The organism is Bradyrhizobium australiense (assembly GCF_013114825.1).
Taxonomy (GTDB): domain Bacteria; phylum Pseudomonadota; class Alphaproteobacteria; order Rhizobiales; family Xanthobacteraceae; genus Bradyrhizobium; species Bradyrhizobium australiense.
This window is the reverse complement of record NZ_JAAVLX010000003.1, coordinates 642,368-663,831: the sequence shown is the minus strand read 5'-3', so window position 1 is coordinate 663,831 and position 21,464 is coordinate 642,368. Positions and strand designations below refer to the sequence as shown.

Here is a 21,464-nt window from a genome sequence, read left to right as displayed (position 1 = left end):
TGCTGCCGCTCGCGCTCAAACTCTTGCCGAACTCATCATCGGCGCTTCGCTGTCAATAAGCTGCCATACGCCAACATCGCGCCCAGCGACATTTGTTGACACAGTGTTGACTTGAGCAATGATGAGAGGCCTAAAAGAAAAAGAAAAGCCGTCAGGTCTTTGACCTCACGGCGTTGTTTGGTTGCGGGGGCAAGATTTGAACTTGCGACCTTCAGGTTATGAGCCTGACGGGCAACGCGACGGTAACTGCACTAAGGTGGATCATCGCGCGCTTCCTCCGTGAATGGTTAGCTACAGAACTCTGCGCGAGCTTCGGTCCTCACGCGTGCTGCGCTCTACGTGCGCGGTCACGCCGGATAGCGCCTCAAGCGCTTGAGGCCGGCGTTCAATGGAAGCGCCCCGCCCTCTCCGGTAAGCACCAAGGGCGAGGCAGCGACGGACAGCTGGTTGCGCCGCAAACAAATCGAACCGCCAATCCCTCGTCGATCAGCGTTGACCCGGCGTCCACGCCGTTTACCCATAGGGTACCGCAGCGGCGGCCGAAGTTGCACGCTTCCGTGCCTTCTGTTCCAGGTGCACACGAACATGCAACCTGTTGCAACTCCGAACGGCCGCCGCTGACGAGTTTGGTAAGTCGCCGTTTTGCAGCCTCGCCCTTTCGGCGTTCTGCTTCGCAGCGCGCTCGGTGCCCCGTCTCAGGTGCATTGAAACCCACTAAACGGACGTTTGCCCGCCCGTCGTTCAAGCTGATGGTATCACCATCGATAACATGCACCGACATCGAAGTAGCTGCCTGGACGACTGATTTGGTTGGGATTGACACCCTCCGTTCGCCGGAAAGCTTCAACGAGACTTGAAAGGCCGCGAAGCCGATAAAAGCGCAAACGGCGATCAGGCCCGAAAAGTAGAGAGAGCTAGCCGGTTTCTTTTTGTAGCCAATGATCATCGGGGCCCATCTGGTGATGTGCGGATGTGGTCAGGCAAGCCGATGATGCAACCCGAGGGTTTAAGACCTGATGAGTCTGAGCGCAAACTTCGTGGGTTTGCCGCGACGATGGCGGGGGATCAGTTCGATAACGGCGAGCCCGTCCGGACGGCCCACCTTGCAAGATTTGATCGGGGCCGAAGCCGGGTAAGCCATCAGTAGGGGAAACCGGACTCGAACTTCGTTGCCCCATGATTACGACCGGCGGTCCAAGCGGCGAGATGTCGACGGCTTCTGGCTACCCCGAGCTCAATTGGAAGGCAGACGGATTAACTTCGCCCCATGGAGATGGCGCCAGGTGTGAAAGCTTCCTTGCAAATACCGTAAAACGCCATAGCCTTTTGCACGGTAAGTAGTGGCTAAGTGTTGGCGCGCCCGAAGAGATTCGAACTCCTGACCCCCAGATTCGTAGTCTGGTGCTCTATCCAGCTGAGCTACGGGCGCGTTTTCGCTTGGCATTTGGCCTTTAAGGGGCCCGGATGCGCGTCCGACAAAGGCTTCGGACGGTCGCGAAAGAGCGCTTTAGCTACCCGCTCCGGCTTCGCTTTGCAAGGTGGGGAAATGCGATCGGGGGGCTAATAAAGCGGTGGTAAATGCAGTCGTTCCGGGGCGCGCGTTAGCGCGAACCTCAGATGTGCCCTGCACATCGGAGAATCTCGCGCCTCACTTCTGGATTCCGGGTTCGATGCATCGCCCCGGAATGACGAAAAGTGCAGATTTGCAAGCACCTTATGCCCGCGCCCGCTCGTTGCGGACGCTCTGCAGTTCCACCGGGCGGTCGGGAATCGAGACGCGGAAGGTGGCGCCAATGGTGCCTTCGACCAGGTGGATATCGCCGCCATGGGCGCGGACCAGCTCGGCGGCGATCGCCAGGCCCAGCCCGCTGCCGCCGGGGCGGCCGGAGGTCTGGAACGCCTCGAACAGGTGCTCGCGCGCCTTTGCCGGCACGCCCGGACCGGTGTCGGAAACCTCGATGATCGCGACCGAGCCTTCGCGGCGGCCGGTGATCCGGATCTGCAAGGTCGCAGCATCGCCCTTGGGTCGGCTGTCGAGCGCCTGCACCGCGTTACGCACCAGGTTGAGCAGCACGCGAAACAGCTGGTCGGGGTCGGCGTCAATGGAGAGCCCGCGCTCGATGGCGTTGATCCAGGTGATCGAGGCATCGGCGGCGAGTCCGGCGGATTCGCGCACCTCGGTCACCACGGGTTCGACCTGGATCATGCGGCGGTCGGGCTCGGCTTCCTGGGCGCGGCCATAGGACAGCGTCGACTGGCAGAAGTCGATGGCGCGCTCCAGCGAGCGCATCAGTTTCGGCGCAAAGCGCTGCACCCGTGGATCGGGCACGCTGGCCAATTGATCCGACAGCAATTGCGAGGACGCCAGAAGATTGCGCAGATCATGGTTGATCTTCGACACCGCAAGCCCGAGCGCGGCGAGCCGGCTCTTCTGGGAGAGCATCGAGACGAGGTCGCGCTGCATGTCGGATAGTTCGCGCTCGGCGACGCCGATCTCGTCACCGCGCTGGCTCGGCACGATAATGCGCGCCGCGCTTTCGGGATTCTCGTGGAAACCGACGAGATTGGCGGTCAGCCGCCGCATCGGGCGGACAAACAGATAATGTAGCGCGAGGTAAACCAGCCCCGCGGCAAGCATCGCAATCCCCAGCGAGACCACCAGCAGGTTGCGGGAGAACCGGTACATCGCCAGGCGCAACGGCTTTTCGTCGACCACGACCTCGATGAATTGCGCGCCGCCGGGCGCGGGTCCCACCACGCGGATGGTCTGGTTGCCAGTGTCCAGCATCGTCTCGAAAGATTCCACGATCGCGGACCACACCGTCAGGGTCCGCAGGTCGATATCGCGGTCGATCGCCGCCGGCAGATCGGCGCTGGCGAGCAGCCGGCGCTGCTGTCCCATCTTGATGGCAACCGCGCGCGCGCCGACGCTGGTCAGGATCTGCCGCGCCAGCGAATCCGGGACCATTCCCAACGGAGCCGCATCCAGCACCAGCGCAGCGGTATTGGCCGCCGCGAGGCGGTCGTTCAGCCGGTTGGTCCAGAAATTCGCGATCGACGGCACGTAGATCATCAAGAGCGCGATCATCACCAGCGGGATCGTCAGCAGCAGCAGCTTGCCGGACAGGCCGAGGCGCCGCTGGGCCCGGGGCCGCGGTGCTTGAGGGGTCGGCTGGTTGTCGGTCGCTGACACGAATATCCGCCTTGATATCTCTGTGTTTGGAGCCCCGCCGGACGCAGGACCGGCGCTGGTCCTGACCCATACAGTGATTCCAAAGGATGCGGTTCGGTCCCGGACCGGTCAAATTACCGATCGCTAATGTCCCGTGGTTCCGAGGGTCCGGGCGCGCCGCCTTCTCGCCCCTGAAAACCCCGCGAAAACAGATATATTCGCCCCAATTGCGACGTTTCAAAGAACGGCTGCTGCGGCAACCCCCGACATTGACGAAAACAGGTCGCTCCCGTATAAGCCGCGCCAATTGTCCGCGATGGCCCGGTTTCACCCCGGGGGCGGCTCATTGGGGCCGTAAATGGCCCGTTTTGGGTCAGCCCGCATCACCGGACGAACCTCAATCCAACAGGCAAATTGCCCGGTCAGCGGAGAACTACCCGTGAAGCGGACTTATCAACCCAGCAAACTGGTGCGCAAGCGCCGTCACGGCTTCCGCGCCCGCCTCGCCACCGCCGGCGGCCGCAAGGTTCTCGCCGCCCGCCGCGCGCGCGGCCGCAAGCGTCTGAGCGCCTGAGCCGGATCCGTTCCGGAGATTTCATTCATGGATCGGCTGAGGCAGCGGGCGGACTTTCTCGCCGTTGCCAATGGCACGCGGGCCAACAGCGCTGCCTTTGTGGTGCAGGGCCGGGCCCGCGACGATGACGGCCCGATCCGGATCGGTTTCACCGTTACCAAAAAGAACGGTACCGCTACCGAGCGCAATCGCATCCGGCGCAGGCTTCGCGAACTGGTGAAGCGGCTGGAAGTCATATCCATGCGGCCGCACCATGATTATGTGCTGGTAGGCCGCCGCGCCGCGCTCACCCGCGACTTCGCAACCATGCTCGACGATCTCCACTCGGCGCTGCATCGCCTCGACCGGCAGCCGACCAAACATCCGAATTGAATGGCGAGACCCCAAACCCGATGACCGACAACCGCAATACCATCCTCGCCGTCATTCTGTCCGGCCTCGTGCTGATCGCCTGGCAATATTTCTACAACATGCCGCAGATGGAGCGGCAGCGCGCGCAAAGCCAGACCCAGGCTGAACTCAACAAGTCGTCGCCGCCGGCGACCCCGGGCGCAGCCCCGCAGCCGGGCTCGACGCCATCGGCCAGCACACCCGCCAAGCAGCCGGGCGCTGCCCAGCCGGTCGTCAGCCGCGACACCGCGATATCAGCCAATCCGCGCATCAAGATCGAGACGCCGCGGGTCTCCGGCAGCATCTCGCTGAAGGGCGCGCGTATCGACGACCTGTCGCTGGAGAAATTCCGCGCTACCGTCGATCCGAAATCGCCCGCGATCGTGCTGTTCTCGCCCTCGAACACCGCGCACCCCTATTACGCGGAGTTCGGCTGGGTCGCAGCCTCGGGCTCGGCAGCGCGGCTTCCCGACCGCGAAACAGTCTGGCAGCAGGAGGGCTCCGGCAGCCTGACGCCCGATCACCCGATCACGCTCAAATACGACAATGGCGAGGGCCTCACCTTTCGCCGAACCATTGCGGTCGACGATCGCTATCTCTTCACCATCAAGGACGACGTTACCAACGTCGGCAGTGCGCCGGTCACACTCTATCCATTCGCCCTGATCTCTCGCCACGGCACACCGGAGGTCTCGGGCTACTACATCCTGCACGAAGGCCTGATCGGCTATCTCGGTGAGAAGGGCCTGCAGGAACACGGCTACAAGGCCGTCGCCGAGGCGCCCGTTCTGGGCAATGGCGGGCGCGGCTTCGAATTTAATGTGACGAACGGCTGGCTCGGGATTACCGACAAGTATTGGGCCGCGGCGCTGTTGCCCGACACGTCAGCGCGCCTCAAGGCTCGCTTCCTCGCCGAAGAACCGGGCCCCAAGGTTCGCTATCAGACCGATTACCTGCAGGATCCGCAGACCATTGCGATCGGCGGCACCGGCAGCGCCAATGCGCGGCTGTTTGCGGGAGCCAAGGAAGCCGGCGTCGTCGGCATCAATTTCCCGCTGGCCGGCCATGGCGGCTATAACAAGCAGCTCGGGCTGAACCATTTCGATCTGTTGATCGACTGGGGCTGGTTCTACTTCATCACCAAGCCGATGTTCCTGGCGCTCGACTATTTCTTCCACCTGTTCGGCAATTTCGGCATCGCCATTCTGCTGGTGACGGTGCTGGTGAAGCTGGCGTTCTACCCGCTCGCCAACAAGTCCTATGCCTCGATGGCGAAGATGAAGTCGGTGCAGCCGCAACTAGCCGCGCTGAAGGAGCGCTATCCCGACGACCGCCAGAAGCAGCAGCAGGAGATGATGGAGATCTACCGCAAGGAGAAGATCAACCCGATCGCGGGCTGTCTTCCTGTCGCGTTGCAGATCCCGGTATTCTTCTCGCTCTACAAGGTGCTGTTCGTCACCATCGAAATGCGCCACGCGCCGTTCTACGGCTGGATCAAGGACCTTTCGGCGCCCGACCCGACCACGATCTTCAACCTGTTCGGGCTGTTGCCGTTCGATCCGACGCATGTGCCGCTGCTCGGCGCCTACCTCGCGCTCGGCGTCTGGCCCATCATCATGGGCATCACGATGTGGTTCCAGATGAAGCTGAACCCGACGCCGCCCGATCCGACACAGAAGATGATCTTCGACTGGATGCCGCTGATTTTCACCTTCATGCTGGCGGGCTTCCCCGCGGGTCTGGTGATCTACTGGGCCTGGAACAACCTGCTCTCGGTGATCCAGCAGAGCTACATCATGCGCAAGAACGGCGTGAAGGTGGAGCTGTTCGACAATCTCAAGGCGACGTTCGCGCCAAAGAAGGCCGCCGAGAAGACGTGATAGCCACCCTCCTCGTCATTGCGAGCGAAGCGAAGCAATCCATGCCTCTGCACGGGGAAAGATGGATTGCTTCGTCGCTCCGCCCCTCGCAATGACGGCGTGAAGAACCGAGAAACCTTCGCATGACCGCCGAAACCGATGCGAAGCTGATCGAAGAGGGCCGAAAACTCTTCGCTGGCGAATGGAAGTTCGTCTGGGCATCGCCCTCGATCGAAACGCTGCCGCCGATGGCAGGTGTGGAGGTTGCATTTGCCGGACGCTCCAACGTCGGCAAATCGAGTCTCATCAACGCGCTGACCGGCCGCAACGCGCTGGCGCGCACCTCGCACACGCCGGGCCGCACCCAGGAACTGATCTTCTTCGACGGCCCCGACAATGCCGGGCTTCGGCTGGTCGACATGCCCGGCTATGGCTACGCCTCGGCGCCCAAGACCCAGGTTGCGTCGTGGACCAGGCTGATTCACCAATTCCTGCAGGGACGTGCCACGCTGGCGAGGGTATATGTGCTGATCGACGCGCGCCACGGCATCAAGGATCTCGACCAGGACGTGCTGAAGACGCTGGATAAATCAGCAGTAAGCTATCAGGTCGTGCTGACGAAAGCGGATCAGGTGAAGGCCGCTGAGCTTCAGAAGAATATCACCGAGACAACGGCAGCCCTCGCCAAGCATCCGGCGGCGTTTCCGGATGTATTGGTGACGTCCTCGCGCTCCGGTGCCGGCATGCCGGAATTGCGCGCCGCGATGGTGCGCCTGTTGAAAGAGCGCGGCTGATGAACCGCGCCTGCCGCATCCTGATCGGCCTCGCTGCGATCATGGGTGCCGACGGCGTCATGCTGGCGGCCGCCTCCGCCCATGGCGCTGACGCCTCGCGGCTGGTGTCGGCGTCGTCGATGCTGTTGTTTCACGCCAGCGCAGTATTAAGTGCCGTCGCATTGGCCGAGCGCGGCATCCTTCACGCAAAAATCGGCATCGCGGCCGCTTTCGGCTTTGTTCTCGCAGCGGTCCTGTTCGCCGGCGATTTGACACTGCGGCACTATGCCGACCACGGCCTCTTCCCGATGGCCGCGCCGACCGGGGGGACACTGCTGATCGCAAGCTGGCTGGCGCTGGCCGTCGCGGCGGCATGGCCGAGGCTGGGGTAGATTCCGCAGCCCGGATGGAGCGAAGCGCAATCCGGAAAGGCTGCATCCATGGACGGAACGGCCCCGGATTTCGCTTCGCTCCATCCGGGCTACGCACGACGGACTCCGCAATTCCCCACTTTGCGCCCTGCGCGCCAATCGGTTAGAACCCGGCCCGACATCCGGAATGGCGAGATCCGCTTCATGACCTCAGCGCAAGATATCAGCCCGCTCGATCAGGCCCGCATCCTGTCGGAAGCGCTCCCGCATATGCAGCAATATGACGAGGAAACCATCGTCATCAAATATGGCGGCCACGCCATGGGCGCGGAGGAAACCGCCAAGGCGTTTGCGCGCGACATCGTTCTTCTGGAGCAGACCGCGATCAATCCGGTGGTGGTGCATGGGGGCGGTCCGCAGATCGCGACCATGCTCAAGCGGCTCGGCATCCAGTCCGAATTTGCCGCCGGGCTTCGCATCACGGATGCCGCCACCATCGAGATCGTCGAGATGGTGCTGGCGGGCTCGGTGAACAAGCAGCTCGTCGGCTATATCAATGAAGCCGGCGGCAAGGCTGTGGGGCTATCCGGCAAGGACGGCAACATGGTGAAGGCGACCAAGACCTCGCGCACCATGATCGATCCGGATTCCAACATCGAGAAGGCGATCGATCTCGGCTTCGTCGGCGATCCCGATAAGGTCGACCTGACGCTGTTGAACCAGTTGATCGGCCATGAGCTGATCCCGGTGCTGGCACCGCTGGCGACCTCACATGACGGGCATACGCTCAACATCAACGCCGACACCTTTGCCGGCGCGGTGGCCGGTGCGCTCAAGGCGAAGCGGCTGTTGCTGTTGACCGACGTTCCCGGCGTGCTCGACAAGTCGAAGAAGCTGATTCCGGAATTGTCGGTGAAGGACGCGCGAAAGCTGATCGCCGACGGCACGATTTCCGGCGGCATGATCCCGAAAGTCGAGACCTGCATCTACGCGCTCGAACAGGGCGTGCAGGGCGTCGTCATCATCGACGGCAAGATGCGGCACGCGGTGCTCCTGGAGTTGTTCACCAATCAGGGCACCGGCACGCTGATCCATAAGTGATGAGCACAGCGGCGAAGCGCAGAAAGGCTGTCATGGCCGGGCATGACGAGCGGCGGGCATCGCAACAACCGCGCTCGTCATTCGCAGGCTTCCTGATGTCGCTGCCGGCCGCGGCGATCTCGCTGTTCGTCTCCTACCTGCCCGCCTTCGCCGACCTAAAACTCTGCAACCGCATGAGCTATGTCGTCGAGGCCGCGATCGGCATCGACGAGAAATCGGCGACCGCGACGCGCGGCTGGTTCCGGATCGATCCGGCCGCCTGCCGCGTGGTGCTGCAGGGCGCGCTGACCGCCGACCGTATTTTGTTGAACGCGCGTGCGCTCGGCGTCTACGGCGCCTCGCCTATCCCGCAGAACGGCAGCGACACGCTGTGCATCGCGCCGGATAATTTCGTTATCGCCGCTGCCCGCCAGTGCCGCGGCAACCAGACGCCGGCGCCGTTCACCCAGATCACGCCGACGCGAACCGACGACGGCAATCTGGTCGCCTATCTGGCCGAGGATTCCGAGTATGACGACGAGCAGGCGCGGCTCGCCGGCATCCAGCGGCTGCTTGTGATCGCAGGCTATGACGCCGCCCCGATCGACGGCGTCGACGGGCCGAAGACGCAAGGAGCTTTGAGCGCATTCCTGAAAAGCCGCGGGCTGGCGGCCGAAATCGTGCAGTCGCAAAATTTCTTCACCACCATGATCGACGCCGTGCAAAAGCCCTCCTCCAGCGGGCTGACCTGGTGCAACGACACGCCGCACAAGGTCATGGCGGCGGTTGCAACCGATGACGGCAAGGCGTTGACCAGCCGCGGTTGGTACCGCATCGATCCCGGCAAGTGCCTGCATCCCGATGTGATCGGCCAGCCCAAACAGGTCTACAGTTTTGCCGAGGCCGTCGACGGCGAAAACCGCGCTATCAAATACCGGGACAAGCCCTTGAACTGGGGCGGCCCGAAAGAGCTCTGCACGCGCGAAAGCAAGTTCGAGATATCCGAACAGGGCGACTGCGGCACCCGCGGGCTGGCGGCAATCGGATTTGCGCCGGTCGACATGAGTAGCGGCGGCAAGACGCTGCGATTTGCGATGCCGTGATGCACGCTCTTAATTCCATCGTCGTCCCTGCGAACGCAGGGACCCATAACCACCGAACCGAGTTTTGGCTACGACGCCACCCGCGACCAAAGGCAATGCGCCGCGGCGTATGGGTCCCTGCGTTCGCAGGGACCACGGGTAGATAGGGCAGTGACAAAAATGAATTCCCCCCGCCCCTTCACGCATATCGACACCTGGGTGTTCGATCTCGACAACACGCTCTACCCGCACCACGTCAATCTGTGGCAGCAGGTCGATACGCGGATCGGTGAGTTCATCAGCGCGTACTTAAAGATCTCCGCGGCAGAAGCCCGCGTGATCCAGAAGGACTATTATCGCCGCTACGGCACCAGCATGCGCGGCATGATGACCGAGCACGGCGTGCGCGCCGACGATTACCTCGCCTATGTTCACCAGATCGATCACTCACCGCTGGAGCCGAATCCGGCGATGGGGGCTGCGATCGCAAGACTTCCCGGACGCAAGCTGATCCTGACCAACGGCTCGACCGACCATGCCGGCGCGGTGCTGGCGCGGCTCGGCATCGGCGAGCATTTCGAGGCGGTGTTCGACATCATCGCCGCCGAACTGGAGCCGAAGCCGGCGCCACAGACCTACGACAGGTTCCTGCGCGTCCACGGGGTCGATCCCGCGAAAGCCGCGATGTTCGAGGATCTCGCCCGCAACCTCGTGGTGCCGCACCAGCTCGGCATGACCACGGTGCTTGTGGTGCCCGACGGCGCCAAGGAAGTCGTGCGCGAGGACTGGGAGTTGGAAGGCCGCGATGCCGCCTACGTCGATCATGTCACGGATGATTTGACCGGGTTTTTGGAGAGGTTGAGCAGGAAGTAGCCCCACCTCCAACTGTCATACCCCGCGAAAGCGGGGTATCCAGTAATCACCGCCGTCCCGTTCAGTTACAGCGGCCGCGGCGTACTGGGTCACCCGCCTTCGCGGGTGACGACGGGAGAGTTTGCCTTGACTCTCCCCCGCCAAATCCCGAAAAAGCCCACCCTTGCCCGCTCTCCCGAGGAAATCCCGATGTCCCTGTCCGCGCTCGAATCCACCGTCAATTCCGCCTTCCATGCCCGCGACGGCATTTCGACGGCAACCAAGGGCGAGGTTCGCGAGGCCGTGGATCATGCGCTCGATCTGCTCGACAAGGGCGAGGCCCGCGTTGCCGAGCGTGAGGCCAGCGGCAAGTGGAAGGTCAATCAGTGGCTGAAGAAGGCCGTGCTGCTGTCGTTCCGCCTTAACGACATGGGCGCGATTCCGGGCGGCCCCGGCAAGGCATCGTGGTGGGACAAGGTACCCTCGAAGTTCGAGGGCTGGGGCGAGAACCGGTTTCGCGATGCCGGTTTTCGCGCAGTGCCCGGCGCGATCGTGCGCCGCTCCGCGTTCATCGCCCGCAACGTCGTGCTGATGCCGTCCTTCGTCAATCTCGGCGCCTATGTCGATGAAGCGACCATGATCGACACATGGTCGACGGTCGGAAGCTGCGCGCAGATCGGCAAGCGCGTGCATGTTTCGGGCGGCGTCGGCATCGGCGGCGTACTCGAGCCGCTGCAGGCCGAACCCGTCATCGTCGAGGACGATTGCTTCATCGGCGCGCGCTCGGAAGTCGCCGAAGGCGTGATCGTGCGCAAGGGCGCCGTGCTCGCGATGGGCGTGTTCCTCGGCGCCTCCACCAAGATCGTTGACCGCGAAACCGGCGAAACCTTCATCGGCGAGGTCCCGGAATATTCGGTTGTGGTTCCCGGCGCACTGCCCGGCAGGCCCATGAAAAACGGCCAGCCCGGCCCGTCCACCGCCTGCGCCGTGATCGTCAAGCGCGTCGACGAGCGCACCCGCGCCAAGACCAGCATCAACGAATTGCTGCGGGACTGATCGAACTGGAGGCCGGAGCCGCCGCGCGACATCGGGCGGCGCTCGGACCATCGGCGCGAGATCGAAATGGTGCCGCACAAGGCTAATGCCCACTTCCGAAGTTCGCCTTCACTCGCGGCGACTATCTTTTCGCGAACTTCGGAAAGCAATGGGCATTAGCAGATTCACGATTCTAGTGCCGCTTTTCGATTTGAAGTCCCCAACCGAACTCGCGGCTTGCGCTGTAGGAGTTCAAATCGGCAGCACTAGCCCGCCGCCGGTTTGGCGTGTTAAGCCGGGGTATGAATGACGCCGTTTCCATCACCCGCGACCTCGTGCGCTGCCCCTCTGTCACTCCCGCCGATGCCGGTGCGCTCGGCGTGCTCGAACGCCTCCTGAAAGACGCCGGCTTCGAGGTGCATCGCGTCACCTTCGGCGAGCCAGGCACCGCCGATATCGATAATCTCTACGCCCGGATCGGCACCGAGGCGCCGCATATCACCTTTGCCGGCCATACCGACGTGGTGCCACCCGGCGACGAGGCCGCGTGGACGCACGGCGCGTTCTCCGGTGAGGTCAAGGAAGGTTTCCTTTATGGCCGCGGCGCGGTCGACATGAAGGGCGGCATCGCCTGCAGCGTCGCCGCCGTGCTGCAATATCTCGCCGATAACGGCGGCAAGCCTAAAGGCTCGATCTCGTTTTTGATCACCGGCGACGAAGAGGACATTTCCGTTAACGGCACCATCAAGCTGCTAAAGTGGTGCGCCGAGCGCGGCGAGAAATTCGACCATTGCGTGCTCGGCGAGCCCTCGAACGTCGAAGTGCTCGGTGACTGCATCAAGATCGGCCGCCGCGGCTCGCAATCCGGCACGCTCTATGTCGACGGTGTGCAGGGCCATGTCGCCTATCCGCACCGCGCCTCGAACCCGGTGCCGGACATTTCGCGGCTGATCGTGGCGCTCTCCGACGAGCCGCTCGACCACGGCAGCGCGCAATTCCAGGCCTCCAACCTCGAGTTCACCTCGGTAGATGTCGGTAACACCGCAAGCAACGTGATACCCGGACAGGCGCGCGCAAAGTTCAACATCCGCTACAACGACAACCACACACAGGAAAGCTTGCGCGCCCTGGTCGAGGAGCGGCTGGCAAAAGCCTGCGGCAACCGCATACGCGCCCGCATCGTATGGGAATATTCCAACTCCAACGTGTTCGTAACCAAACCCGGCGCGTTCACCGATCTTGCGGTAAGCGCGATCGAGGAAGTCACCGGGCGCAAGCCGGAACTCTCCACCTCCGGCGGCACGTCGGACGCGCGCTTCATCTCAGGTTATTGCCCGGTGATCGAATTCGGTCTGGTCGGCCAGACCATGCACCAGATCGACGAGCGCACGCCGGTGTCGGATTTGGAGAAGCTGACGAAGATTTATCGCGGCGTGCTGGAGCGGTATTTTGGGTAACGAGCTGTCATCGTCCGCGAAGGCGGACGATCCAGTACGCCGTGACATCCCGGTTCAATCACTGAAGCCGCGGCGTACTGGATACCCCGCCTTCGCGGGGTATGACTTTGAGTGTGCGGAGGCTGCGTAACCTAGTACTCCACCCGCACCAGATAGAGCCCCTCCGGCGGCGCGACGGGGCCGCAGGCGGCGCGGTTACGGGCGGCGAGGGCTGCGGCGATGTCATCGGCGCTCCAGCGGCCTTCGCCGACCCAGACCAGCGAGCCCACCATCGAGCGCACCTGGCTGTGCAGGAACGAGCGCGCCGAGGTCAGGATCGAAACATTATCGCCGTCCCTGATCACGTCGAGCTGGTCGAGCGTCTTCTCCGGCGATTTGGCCTGGCATTCGGTGTCGCGAAAGGTGGTGAAATCGTGCTTGCCGAGCAGCCTTTTGGCCGCTGCGTCCATCGCATCCGTATTGAGATGGCGCGGCACGCGCCAGCTCCGCTTGATGTCGAGCGCAAGATTGGCCCGATGGTTAGTGATGCGGTAGCGATAGTGCCGCCGCTTGGCGGAGAAGCGCGCTTCGAAATCGTCGGCCACAATGTCGGCCGACAACACGCCGATTGGATGCGGCCGCAGATGCGCGTTCAAGCCGTCGCGCAGGCGGCCCGGCGGAAACGGCTTTTTTATATCGCAATGAGCGACCTGCCCCAGCGCGTGCACGCCGGCATCAGTGCGGCCCGAGCCATGGACGCGCACGTCCTCGCCGCAGATCGCCTTCACCGCGGCTTCCATCGCACCCTGCACGGTCGGCGCGTTGTCCTGGATCTGCCAGCCGGAAAACGGCGTGCCGTCATATTCGATGATGAGCTTATAGCGGGGCATCAGTCTAGCCGCGCAGGAGGCTTCAGCGACGTGCCGCGCAGGAAATCTGCGGCCTTCATCGGGGCCTTGCCGGCGCGCTGCAATTCGACAATGCGAATGGCGCGATCGCCGCAGGCGATAGCAAGATTATCATCCAGCACATCGCCGGGCGCACCCGCACCGTTCGCCAACTCACAGCGCAAAATCTTGATACGCGCCGGCTCGCCATCGGTTGCGATCTCGCACCAGGCGCCGGGAAACGGCGACAGCCCGTGAATATGCCGCAGCACCTCGCGCGCCGGCCGCTTCCAATCGATCCGCGCCTCAGTCTTGTCGATCTTGGCGGCGTAGGTCACACCGTCTTCGCTCTGCTTGGTGAGTTGCAGCCCGCCGCGCTCGAGCCCGCCCATCGCGCGCACCATCAGATCGGCCCCGAGCGACGCCAGCGCGTCGTGCAGGTCGGCGGCGGTCATGCTGTCCGTGATCGCCAGCCGCTCCGCCATCGCGATGTCGCCAGTGTCGAGGCCGATATCCATCTTCATCACCATCACGCCGGTCTCGGCATCGCCCGCCATGATGGCGCGGTTGATCGGAGCGGCGCCGCGCCAGCGCGGCAGCAGCGAAGCGTGCAGATTGAAGCAGCCGTAGCGCGGCGCGTCGAGAATGGCCTGCGGCAGGATCATGCCGTAGGCGACGACGACCGCCGCATCGGCATTTTGCGCGCGGAATTCGCCAAGCGCTTCTGGCGTTTTCAGCGTGCTCGGCGTCAGCACCGGAATGCCGAGCCGCCGCGCTTCTTCTTCGATCGGCGTGGGCTGCATTTTCATGCCGCGCCCGGCCGGCTTCGGCGCGCGGGTGTAGACGGCCACGAGCTCATGGCCGTGGGCCACGAGTTCGAGCAGCGTCGGCACTGCGAAATCAGGCGTGCCCATGAAAATCAGGCGAAGCGGCATGGTGGTTGAATAACCCTGAGAGCTTCAATTTACTCCGCCATGACCGGGCTTGTCCCGGCCATCCACGTTTTTGGTGCAGCGAAAAAGAAGGGCGTGGACGCCCGGGACAAGGCCGGGCATCGCGACTGAGAGTGGCAGCCTTACCCTGCCGCGCGCTTGGCGGCTTTGGTGAACTTCTTCAACACCCGGTCGCGCTTCAGCTTCGACAGATAATCCACGAACAGCACGCCGTTGAGATGATCGATCTCGTGCTGGATGCAGGTGGCGAACAGGCCGTCGGCATCCTCCTCGTGCACTTTGCCGTCGAGATCGGTGTAGCGGATGCGGACCTGGGCCGGGCGCTCGACCTCCTCGTAATATTCGGGGATCGACAGGCAGCCTTCCTCGTAGACCGACATTTCCTCCGACGAGGAGAGGATTTCCGGGTTGATGAACACCCGCGGCTTCGGCTTGGTCTCGCCATTCTCGTCCTTCTTGGCGAGGTCCATGGTGATCAGTCGCAACGGCTGCGCGACCTGGATCGCCGCAAGCCCGATGCCGGGCGCGTCGTACATGGTCTCCAACATGTCGTCGGCGAGCTTGCGGATTTCCGTCGTCACCTTCTCGACAGGCTTGGAGACAAGCCGCAACTGCTTGTCCGGCAGGATGATGATTTCTCTGATGGCCATGATTTTTCTCTGGCGCGGGATTTAAGCCGCTGACCTGCCGGGGTCAATGCGCCGGGGAGTTCGTTAAGGCGGCCTTAACCATGATTTTTAAGGCGGCGTTAACCACGAAATTAACCCGGCATTTACCATAAATGTTCCCTCTTCGTTCGCACGAACCGGCGAATCGGGCTACAAGTCGGGAATGAACGAAATTCTCTTCACCGTCGGCGACCTGCCGATTCACGTGGGCGAGGCGCTGACGGGCTTCGGCGCACTCGCATTGGTGCTGCTGCTGGCGATTGCCGTCGTCATCGCCCGCTCTGGCCGCCGCGGCGCGGAACTGGCGATGGCGCAGGCGATCCGCGCCGACGAGCTGGAAGAGCGCCTGAGCGAGATGCTGCGGGCGCAGAGCGAATCGACCGGCCGGGTCGACGCCATGGCGCAATCGCTGGCCGGTAGGCAGGCGGAGATGGCGCGCGCCGTCAACGAGCGGTTGGATTCGGTGACGCATCGTGTCGGCCAGTCGATGGAAGCGACCACGCGTCACACCATGGATAGTCTACGTGTGCTGCATGAGCGTCTCGGCATCATCGACAACGCGCACAAGAACCTCACCGACCTGACCTCGCAGGTGACGACCTTGCGCGACGTACTTGCTAACAAGCAGTCACGCGGTGCGTTCGGCCAGGCGCGGATGGAAGCGATCGTGCAGGACGGCATGCCGCAGGGCTCCTATGAGTTCCAGTACACGCTCTCGTCGGGCAAGCGGCCGGATTGCGTGGTGTTCCTGCCCGACCAGCGCCCGCTCTGCATCGACGCGAAATTTCCGCTTGAAGCGATGACCGCGTTGCACGACGCGCGCAGCGACGAAGAACGCAAATTTGCCTCGCAGCGCCTGCGCAGCGACGTGATGAAGCACGTCAACGATATCGCCGAGAAATACCTGATCGCGGGCGAAACGCAGGATACCGCGCTGATGTTTGTGCCGTCGGAATCGGTCTATGCGGAAATCCACGATGGCTTTGACGACGTGATCCAAAAAGCCTACCGCGCCCGCGTCGTATTGGTGTCGCCCTCGCTGTTGATGCTGGCGATCCAGGTGATGCAGCAGATTTTGAAAGACGCGCGGATGCGCGACGCCGCCGACCAGATCCGCACCGAAGTGCTCAATCTCGGCGACGATCTGGGACGCCTGCGCGAGCGCGTGCTAAAGCTGCAGAAGCATTTTGGCGACGTCAATGAGGACGTCCGGCAGATCCTGATCTCCGCCGACAAGATCGAAAAGCGCGCCGGCCGGATCGAGGAACTCGATTTCAGCAAGACTGACGCGCCGGTGGAAACACCGCGCTTTGTCAAGAACAGCACGCCCGAGCTGTTCCCCGCCCCGCGCAAGCTGCAGGCGGGGGAGTAGTTTCTTCCCTTCTTCCCTTGTGGGAGAAGGTGCCTTAGCGATATCGAAGGCGGATGAGGGGGTTCCTTCCGCGGAGACAGACCCCTCACCCGTCTCGAATGAGATGGCGCTCATTCGATCCACCCTCTCCCACAATGGGAGAGGGGAAGTGGCGCCGAATCTCTGCTAACACCCTCCCATGACCGCACCTGAAGCCGCTACCCAAGCGACCGACAAGACCCCAACTACACGCATCTCCTGGCGCGACAGCCTCGCTGTCTACCTCCAGCCGCGCGTGCTGATCGTGCTGCTGCTCGGCTTTTCCTCTGGCCTGCCGCTGGCGCTGTCGGGATCAACCCTATTGGTGTGGATGCGCGAATCCGGCGTCGATCTTGGCACCATCGGATTGTTCGCGCTGGTCGGCACGCCCTACACCCTGAAATTCCTCTGGGCGCCGCTGGTCGACGCGCTGCACGTGCCGTTCTTCACCCGCGCGTTCGGCCGCCGCCGTGGCTGGCTGGTGTTTTCGCAGTTGCTGTTGATCGGCGCGATCCTGCTATTGGCACTGACAGACCCGGCGCGCTCGCCCCTGTTCGTGGCGCTGGGCGCGCTTCTGGTCGCGACCATGTCATCGACGCAGGACATCGTGGTCGATGCGTTTCGCGTCGAGAGCCTGCCCGAGAGCGAACAGGCCGCCGGCATGGCGTCGTATGTTGCGGCCTATCGGATCGGCATGCTGGTCTCGACCGCGGGCGCATTGTTCATCGTCTCCGGTTTCGAGGGCACCGGCATCACGCGCGGCGCGGCGTGGATGTGGGGCTATGTGGTGATGGCGGCGCTGGTGCTGATCGGCACCGTGACGGCGCTAGTCGCGACCGAGCCCGAACAATCCGCCCGCGCGGAGGCCGCCACCCGCAGCGACAGCGCCTTTACCCGCGTGCTGCATGCGGCGATCGGCGCGTTCTCGGAATTCGTCACCTGCCGCGACGCCTTCGCGGCGCTCGCCTTCGTCGTATTGTTCAAGTTCACCGACGCGTTTTCCGGTACCATGACCGCGCCGTTCGTGATCGACCTCGGATTTACACGCAACGACTATGCGGCCATCGTCAAAGGCGTCGGGCTCGCCGCGACCCTGATCGGGGGCTTCGCCGGCGGCTTCGTGGCGCGGCGCTATTCGCTTGCTGCGAGCCTGTGGATCGGCGGCGTGCTGCAGGCGATCGCCAACCTGTCGTTCTCCTGGCTGGCGCTGGTCGGCGTCAATCAATGGGCGCTGGCATTCGCGATTACTGCAGAGAATTTTACCAGCGCCATCGGCACCGTGATCTTCGTAGCCTATCTGTCGGCCCTGTGCCGCAATCCGCTGCACACGGCGACCCAGTACGCGCTGCTGACGGCCCTCGCAGCGGTGGGGCGGACTTATCTGTCGTCGGGCGCAGGCTATGTCGCGAAGGCGACGGGGTGGCCGATGTTCTTCGCGATCTGTGTGCTCGTCGCCATCCCGAGCCTGCTCCTGCTCGCTTGGCTGCAGCGCCGCGGCCATTTCGAGGCGCTGGGGCCAGTGAAGGTTTAGCTCACTCCGTAGCCCGCATGGAGCGAAGCGAAATTCGGGGCCGGCACGAAGGCGGTGAGATCGTTCCGGACTGCCCTTCGCTGCATCCGGGCTACGCACTCCGCTACCTAGTGCTTGGTCACCACGCTCCACTTGGTGATCACGGCTTCGCTGATCTGCCCGGCATCCTGCGCGCAGGCGACTTCGTCAACCTTGACGGAAATTTCCTTGCCGATGAAATTCTTCAACTGCGCAGTCTGGGCGTCGCTATTGGTGACGAGCTGGAACGTCTCGGGCCCGGTTTCGAGATTGCAGAGCCCGTTCGGCGGCGGCAGCCGGCGCGGCTCGCTGGTGATCTGGTAGGTCGCGGCGCGCTTGCCTTTCTTGCCGCCCTTCATGGCGTTGAGTTCGCCGGACAGGACGTCGCCGGCATTGATCGGCTTGCCGGGCTTCGGCGCGGGCTCGGCCTGCTGCGCCCATGCGGAAGGCCCGATCAGCGCCGCTGCCGTGATGGCCGCAAAACAGTAGCGCCTGCCGAATCGTGGTTTCGTCATTTCGATCAGTTCCGTTTATGTGGTTAGAACAGCGTTCGCTGCCGCATGGCAGCCGATAGCGTACCTTCATCGAGATAATCAAGCTCGCCGCCGACCGGCACGCCGTGCGCGAGCCGCGTCACCTTGACGTTGGCGTCCTGCAGTAGATCGGTGATGTAATGGGCGGTGGTCTGGCCATCAACCGTTGCGTTCAGCGCGAGAACGATTTCGCTGACGTGTGACTCGTGCGCGCGTGCCACCAGCGCGTCGATGGTGAGATCCTGCGGACCGACACCATCGAGTGGCGACAACGTGGCACCGAGCACGTGATAGCGGGCGTTGGTCGCATTCGCTCGTTCCAGCGCCCAGAGATCGGCGACGTCGGCGACGACGACGATGGTCGAGGAGTCGCGCCGCGGGTCGGTGCACACTGTGCAGGGGTTTTGGGTGTCGATATTGCCGCAGCTCTTGCAGACCTGAATCCTGTCGATTGCGACCTGCAGCGCGCCGGCGAGCGGCGTCATCAGCGCCTCGCGCTTCTTGATCAGGTGCAGCGCCGCACGCCGCGCCGAGCGCGGGCCGAGCCCCGGCAGGCGGGCCAGGAGCTGGATCAGACGTTCGATCTCAGGGCCGGCAACGCTTGCGGCCATTTAGGTGAGACCAAGTCCGGGCGGCAAGCCGAGCCCGCCGGTCAATGCCTGCATCTTTTCCATCGCCGCGGTCTCCGCCTTGCGCCGCGCGTCGTTGTGCGCGGTCACCAGCAGATCCTCGAGCACTTCGCGCTCTTCGGCCTTCATCAGCGACGGATCGATCGTGACGCCCTTCACTTCCATCTTTGCGGTCATGCGCACCGCAACCAGCCCGCCGCCGGAAATGCCCTCGACCTCGAGATTGCCGAGTTCTTCCTGCATCGCCTGCATCTTGGATTGCAGTTGCGCGGCCTGCTTCATCATGCCGAGAAAATCAGCCATTCATCCGTCCTCTCGAGAGTCCGATCAGTCGTCGTCGGCGTCGGAAGTCTCGTTCAACTCGTCAGTGATAATATTGGATTCCGGCGGCTCGGCGGCAAGCCTTCGCACCTCGACGACCTTGGCGCCGGGAAACCGCGCCAGCACCTCCTGCACGCGCGGATCGGCCTCCGCGGCGCGGGCGTGCTCGTTCCTCGCCTGCTCGTTCTGTGAGCGCAGCGTCGGCTGGCCAGGCTCGTTGGAGACGATCACGGTCCAGCGCCGCCCGGTCCATAATTCGAGCTTGCGAGAGAGGTCATTGACCAACCCCCGCGCCGCATTGCGCTCGAGCGCCACTTCCAGCCGCCCGTCCTCAAACCGGACCAGGCGCATATCGGCTTCCAGCGCCGCCTTGGTCAGGAGATCGCGCTTCTCGCCGGCGAGCGCGACAAGCTGCGGAAAAGTGGTGATCCGCAGCACGGGCGCCGACTCCGTCTGTGCCGACGGCGCCGCCATTTGCGGGCGCGCGGATGCTTCCGCGCCGGATCTTGGCGAGGCAGGCGCCCGCATCGGCGAAGCTGATATCGATGACGAACCCGGTATCGAAGACGAACCGGGCATCGAGGACATGGTCGGGGCTGGCGCGGCTCGTGACGGCGCCGCGCTGCCGGAGGTAACCTGCAACCCGCCGCCGTTCTGGTCGAGCATTTTTATCGCTTCGTCCGGCGTCGGCAGATCGGCGACATAGGCGATCCGCACCAGCACCATTTCCGCGGCGGCCGCCGGCCGCGTCGCCGTCTGCACCTCGGTGATGCCCTTCAGCAGCATCTGCCACATCCGCGACAGCACCCGCATCGACAGTTTTGCGGCAAACTCGCGGGCGCGGACGCGCTCGGTTTCGCCGAACGCGACATTGTCGGCGGTGGCGGGAACGATCTTGACCCGGGTAACGAAATTGACGAATTCGGCGAGGTCGGACAGCACCACGACCGGATCGGCGCCGACGTCATATTGCGAGCGGAATTCGCCAAAGGCGCTGGCGATGTCGCCGCGCGCCAGGTGCTCGAAAAGGTCGATCACCCGGGTGCGGTCGGCGAGCCCAAGCATCTGCCGCACGGCGTCGGCACGGACAAGGCCCGCCGCATGCGCGATTGCCTGATCGAACAGCGACAGCGAATCGCGCACCGAGCCTTCCGCGGCGCGCGCGATGATGCCGAGCGCCTCGGGCTCCACCTCGACGCCTTCCTTTTTCGCGATGTTGGAGAGATGCCCCATCAGCACGTCGGCCTCGACCCGGCGCAGGTCAAAGCGCTGGCAGCGCGACAGCACCGTGACCGGGACTTTGCGGATTTCGGTGGTGGCGAACACGAATTTGGCGTGCTCGGGCGGCTCCTCCAGCGTCTTCAGGAAGGCGTTGAAGGCCGCCGTCGACAACATGTGGACTTCGTCGATGATGTAGACCTTGTAGCGGGCGCTGGCCGGCGCATAGCGCACGCTGTCGTTGATCTGACGGACGTCGTCAACGCCGGTATGGGAGGCAGCGTCCATTTCCAGCACGTCCATGTGCCGGCTTTCCATGATCGCCCGGCAGTGCACGCCGAGATCCGGCATATGGATGGTCGGCCCCTTCACCGAACCGTCAGGCTTTTCGTAGTTGAGGGCGCGGGCGAGAATCCGCGCCGTGGTGGTTTTGCCGACGCCGCGGACTCCGGTGAGAATCCAGGCCTGCGGAATCCGCCCGGTTTCGAACGCGTTCGAAACGGTGCGGACCATAGCCTCCTGGCCGATCAGGTCGTCGAAACTGGAGGGGCGGTATTTCCGCGCCAGCACCCGGTAGGGCTTGGCGGTCTCTGGCCTGGCGCCGAGATCGAGGCCGGCCGGTCCGGCGCCTTCGGGGTGATCGGGGGGAGCGCCAGCATCACTCATCGGTCGATCCGCAATTGATTGTCTCT

General features: G+C 63.5%; 21 protein-coding genes and 1 tRNA gene. 12 read left to right on the top strand and 10 right to left on the bottom strand.

Going from position 1 to position 21,464, the window contains the following annotated elements:
• Nucleotides 1-385: 385 nt before the first annotated feature.
• The 3 genes from HCN58_RS10235 to HCN58_RS10225 all read right to left on the bottom strand — a co-directional run bounded on the left by HCN58_RS10235 (nt 386) and on the right by HCN58_RS10225 (nt 3,193).
• A complete protein-coding gene (locus tag HCN58_RS10235; RefSeq protein WP_171579218.1) occupies nt 386-946 on the bottom strand; it encodes a thermonuclease family protein in 561 nt (186 codons plus the stop codon).
• Between the two features lie 406 nt (nt 947-1,352).
• Nucleotides 1,353-1,429: transfer RNA gene (locus HCN58_RS10230), tRNA-Arg, on the bottom strand.
• Between the two features lie 285 nt (nt 1,430-1,714).
• Complete coding sequence (locus HCN58_RS10225) at nt 1,715-3,193, bottom strand: sensor histidine kinase (RefSeq protein WP_171579217.1); 1,479 nt, start codon at nt 3,191-3,193, stop codon at nt 1,715-1,717.
• Nucleotides 3,194-3,611: 418 nt separating this feature from the next.
• Between HCN58_RS10225 and rpmH the strand changes: the two genes are divergently transcribed.
• The 10 genes from rpmH to dapE all read left to right on the top strand — a co-directional run bounded on the left by rpmH (nt 3,612) and on the right by dapE (nt 12,645).
• Entirely contained in the window at nt 3,612-3,746 is a 135-nt protein-coding gene (gene rpmH / locus HCN58_RS10220; protein WP_008542748.1) for a 50S ribosomal protein L34, read from the top strand.
• A gap of 27 nt (nt 3,747-3,773) precedes the next feature.
• The gene (gene rnpA / locus HCN58_RS10215) at nt 3,774-4,118 is read left to right on the top strand and encodes a ribonuclease P protein component (protein ID WP_171579216.1); all 345 of its coding nucleotides are present in this window, start codon (nt 3,774-3,776) and stop codon (nt 4,116-4,118) included.
• A gap of 20 nt (nt 4,119-4,138) precedes the next feature.
• Nucleotides 4,139-6,016, top strand: coding sequence for a membrane protein insertase YidC (yidC, locus tag HCN58_RS10210; protein ID WP_171579215.1), 1,878 nt, complete (start codon nt 4,139-4,141; stop codon nt 6,014-6,016).
• 122 nt (nt 6,017-6,138) lie between these two features.
• Nucleotides 6,139-6,789 (top strand): ribosome biogenesis GTP-binding protein YihA/YsxC, encoded by a 651-nt coding sequence (gene yihA / locus HCN58_RS10205; RefSeq protein ID WP_171579214.1) that lies wholly within the window; start codon nt 6,139-6,141, stop codon nt 6,787-6,789.
• Nucleotides 6,789-7,160: a DUF423 domain-containing protein gene (locus HCN58_RS10200; RefSeq protein WP_171579213.1), complete on the top strand. Its 372-nt coding sequence runs from the start codon at nt 6,789-6,791 to the stop codon at nt 7,158-7,160. The genes yihA and HCN58_RS10200 overlap by 1 nt, the downstream gene beginning before the upstream one ends.
• A 183-nt stretch (nt 7,161-7,343) precedes the next feature.
• Entirely contained in the window at nt 7,344-8,240 is an 897-nt protein-coding gene (gene argB, locus HCN58_RS10195; RefSeq protein ID WP_171579212.1) for an acetylglutamate kinase, read from the top strand.
• A 95-nt stretch (nt 8,241-8,335) separates the two neighbouring features.
• Complete coding sequence (locus HCN58_RS10190; protein WP_171579542.1) at nt 8,336-9,322, top strand: DUF1036 domain-containing protein; 987 nt, start codon at nt 8,336-8,338, stop codon at nt 9,320-9,322.
• Between the two features lie 159 nt (nt 9,323-9,481).
• Complete coding sequence (locus tag HCN58_RS10185) at nt 9,482-10,174, top strand: pyrimidine 5'-nucleotidase (protein WP_210265926.1); 693 nt, start codon at nt 9,482-9,484, stop codon at nt 10,172-10,174.
• A gap of 189 nt (nt 10,175-10,363) precedes the next feature.
• Nucleotides 10,364-11,209 carry a 2,3,4,5-tetrahydropyridine-2,6-dicarboxylate N-succinyltransferase gene (gene dapD, locus HCN58_RS10180; protein ID WP_171579210.1) on the top strand — a complete coding sequence of 282 codons (846 nt, stop codon included), beginning with the start codon at nt 10,364-10,366 and terminating at the stop codon, nt 11,207-11,209.
• A gap of 281 nt (nt 11,210-11,490) precedes the next feature.
• The gene (dapE, locus tag HCN58_RS10175) at nt 11,491-12,645 is read left to right on the top strand and encodes a succinyl-diaminopimelate desuccinylase (RefSeq protein WP_171579209.1); all 1,155 of its coding nucleotides are present in this window, start codon (nt 11,491-11,493) and stop codon (nt 12,643-12,645) included.
• Between the two features lie 131 nt (nt 12,646-12,776).
• Here dapE and truA read toward each other — a convergent pair whose 3' ends face one another.
• From truA to def, 3 genes are all read right to left on the bottom strand, one after another.
• Nucleotides 12,777-13,514: a tRNA pseudouridine(38-40) synthase TruA gene (gene truA / locus HCN58_RS10170; RefSeq protein ID WP_171579208.1), complete on the bottom strand. Its 738-nt coding sequence runs from the start codon at nt 13,512-13,514 to the stop codon at nt 12,777-12,779.
• A complete protein-coding gene (gene fmt, locus HCN58_RS10165) occupies nt 13,514-14,446 on the bottom strand; it encodes a methionyl-tRNA formyltransferase (RefSeq protein WP_171579207.1) in 933 nt (310 codons plus the stop codon). The genes truA and fmt overlap by 1 nt, the downstream gene beginning before the upstream one ends.
• 140 nt (nt 14,447-14,586) lie before the next feature.
• Nucleotides 14,587-15,114 (bottom strand): peptide deformylase, encoded by a 528-nt coding sequence (def, locus tag HCN58_RS10160; RefSeq protein WP_171579206.1) that lies wholly within the window; start codon nt 15,112-15,114, stop codon nt 14,587-14,589.
• A 181-nt stretch (nt 15,115-15,295) separates the two neighbouring features.
• Here def and HCN58_RS10155 point away from each other — a divergent pair, with 181 nt between their 5' ends.
• Together HCN58_RS10155 and HCN58_RS10150 are read left to right on the top strand one after the other, a co-directional pair.
• The gene (locus HCN58_RS10155) at nt 15,296-16,504 is read left to right on the top strand and encodes a DNA recombination protein RmuC (protein WP_171579205.1); all 1,209 of its coding nucleotides are present in this window, start codon (nt 15,296-15,298) and stop codon (nt 16,502-16,504) included.
• A gap of 178 nt (nt 16,505-16,682) precedes the next feature.
• Nucleotides 16,683-18,053, top strand: coding sequence for an AmpG family muropeptide MFS transporter (locus tag HCN58_RS10150; protein ID WP_171579204.1), 1,371 nt, complete (start codon nt 16,683-16,685; stop codon nt 18,051-18,053).
• A gap of 107 nt (nt 18,054-18,160) precedes the next feature.
• Here the strand turns inward: HCN58_RS10150 and HCN58_RS10145 are convergent, their stop codons facing one another.
• Genes HCN58_RS10145 through HCN58_RS10130 form a run of 4 tightly spaced genes read right to left on the bottom strand, consistent with a single transcriptional unit; the run spans nt 18,161 to nt 21,438 of the window.
• Nucleotides 18,161-18,586: a hypothetical protein gene (locus HCN58_RS10145; protein ID WP_171579203.1), complete on the bottom strand. Its 426-nt coding sequence runs from the start codon at nt 18,584-18,586 to the stop codon at nt 18,161-18,163.
• A gap of 23 nt (nt 18,587-18,609) precedes the next feature.
• The gene (recR, locus tag HCN58_RS10140) at nt 18,610-19,215 is read right to left on the bottom strand and encodes a recombination mediator RecR (RefSeq protein ID WP_171579202.1); all 606 of its coding nucleotides are present in this window, start codon (nt 19,213-19,215) and stop codon (nt 18,610-18,612) included.
• Complete coding sequence (locus tag HCN58_RS10135; RefSeq protein WP_171579201.1) at nt 19,216-19,536, bottom strand: YbaB/EbfC family nucleoid-associated protein; 321 nt, start codon at nt 19,534-19,536, stop codon at nt 19,216-19,218.
• A 24-nt stretch (nt 19,537-19,560) separates the two neighbouring features.
• Nucleotides 19,561-21,438: a DNA polymerase III subunit gamma/tau gene (locus HCN58_RS10130; protein WP_171579200.1), complete on the bottom strand. Its 1,878-nt coding sequence runs from the start codon at nt 21,436-21,438 to the stop codon at nt 19,561-19,563.
• Nucleotides 21,439-21,464: the final 26 nt, after the last annotated feature.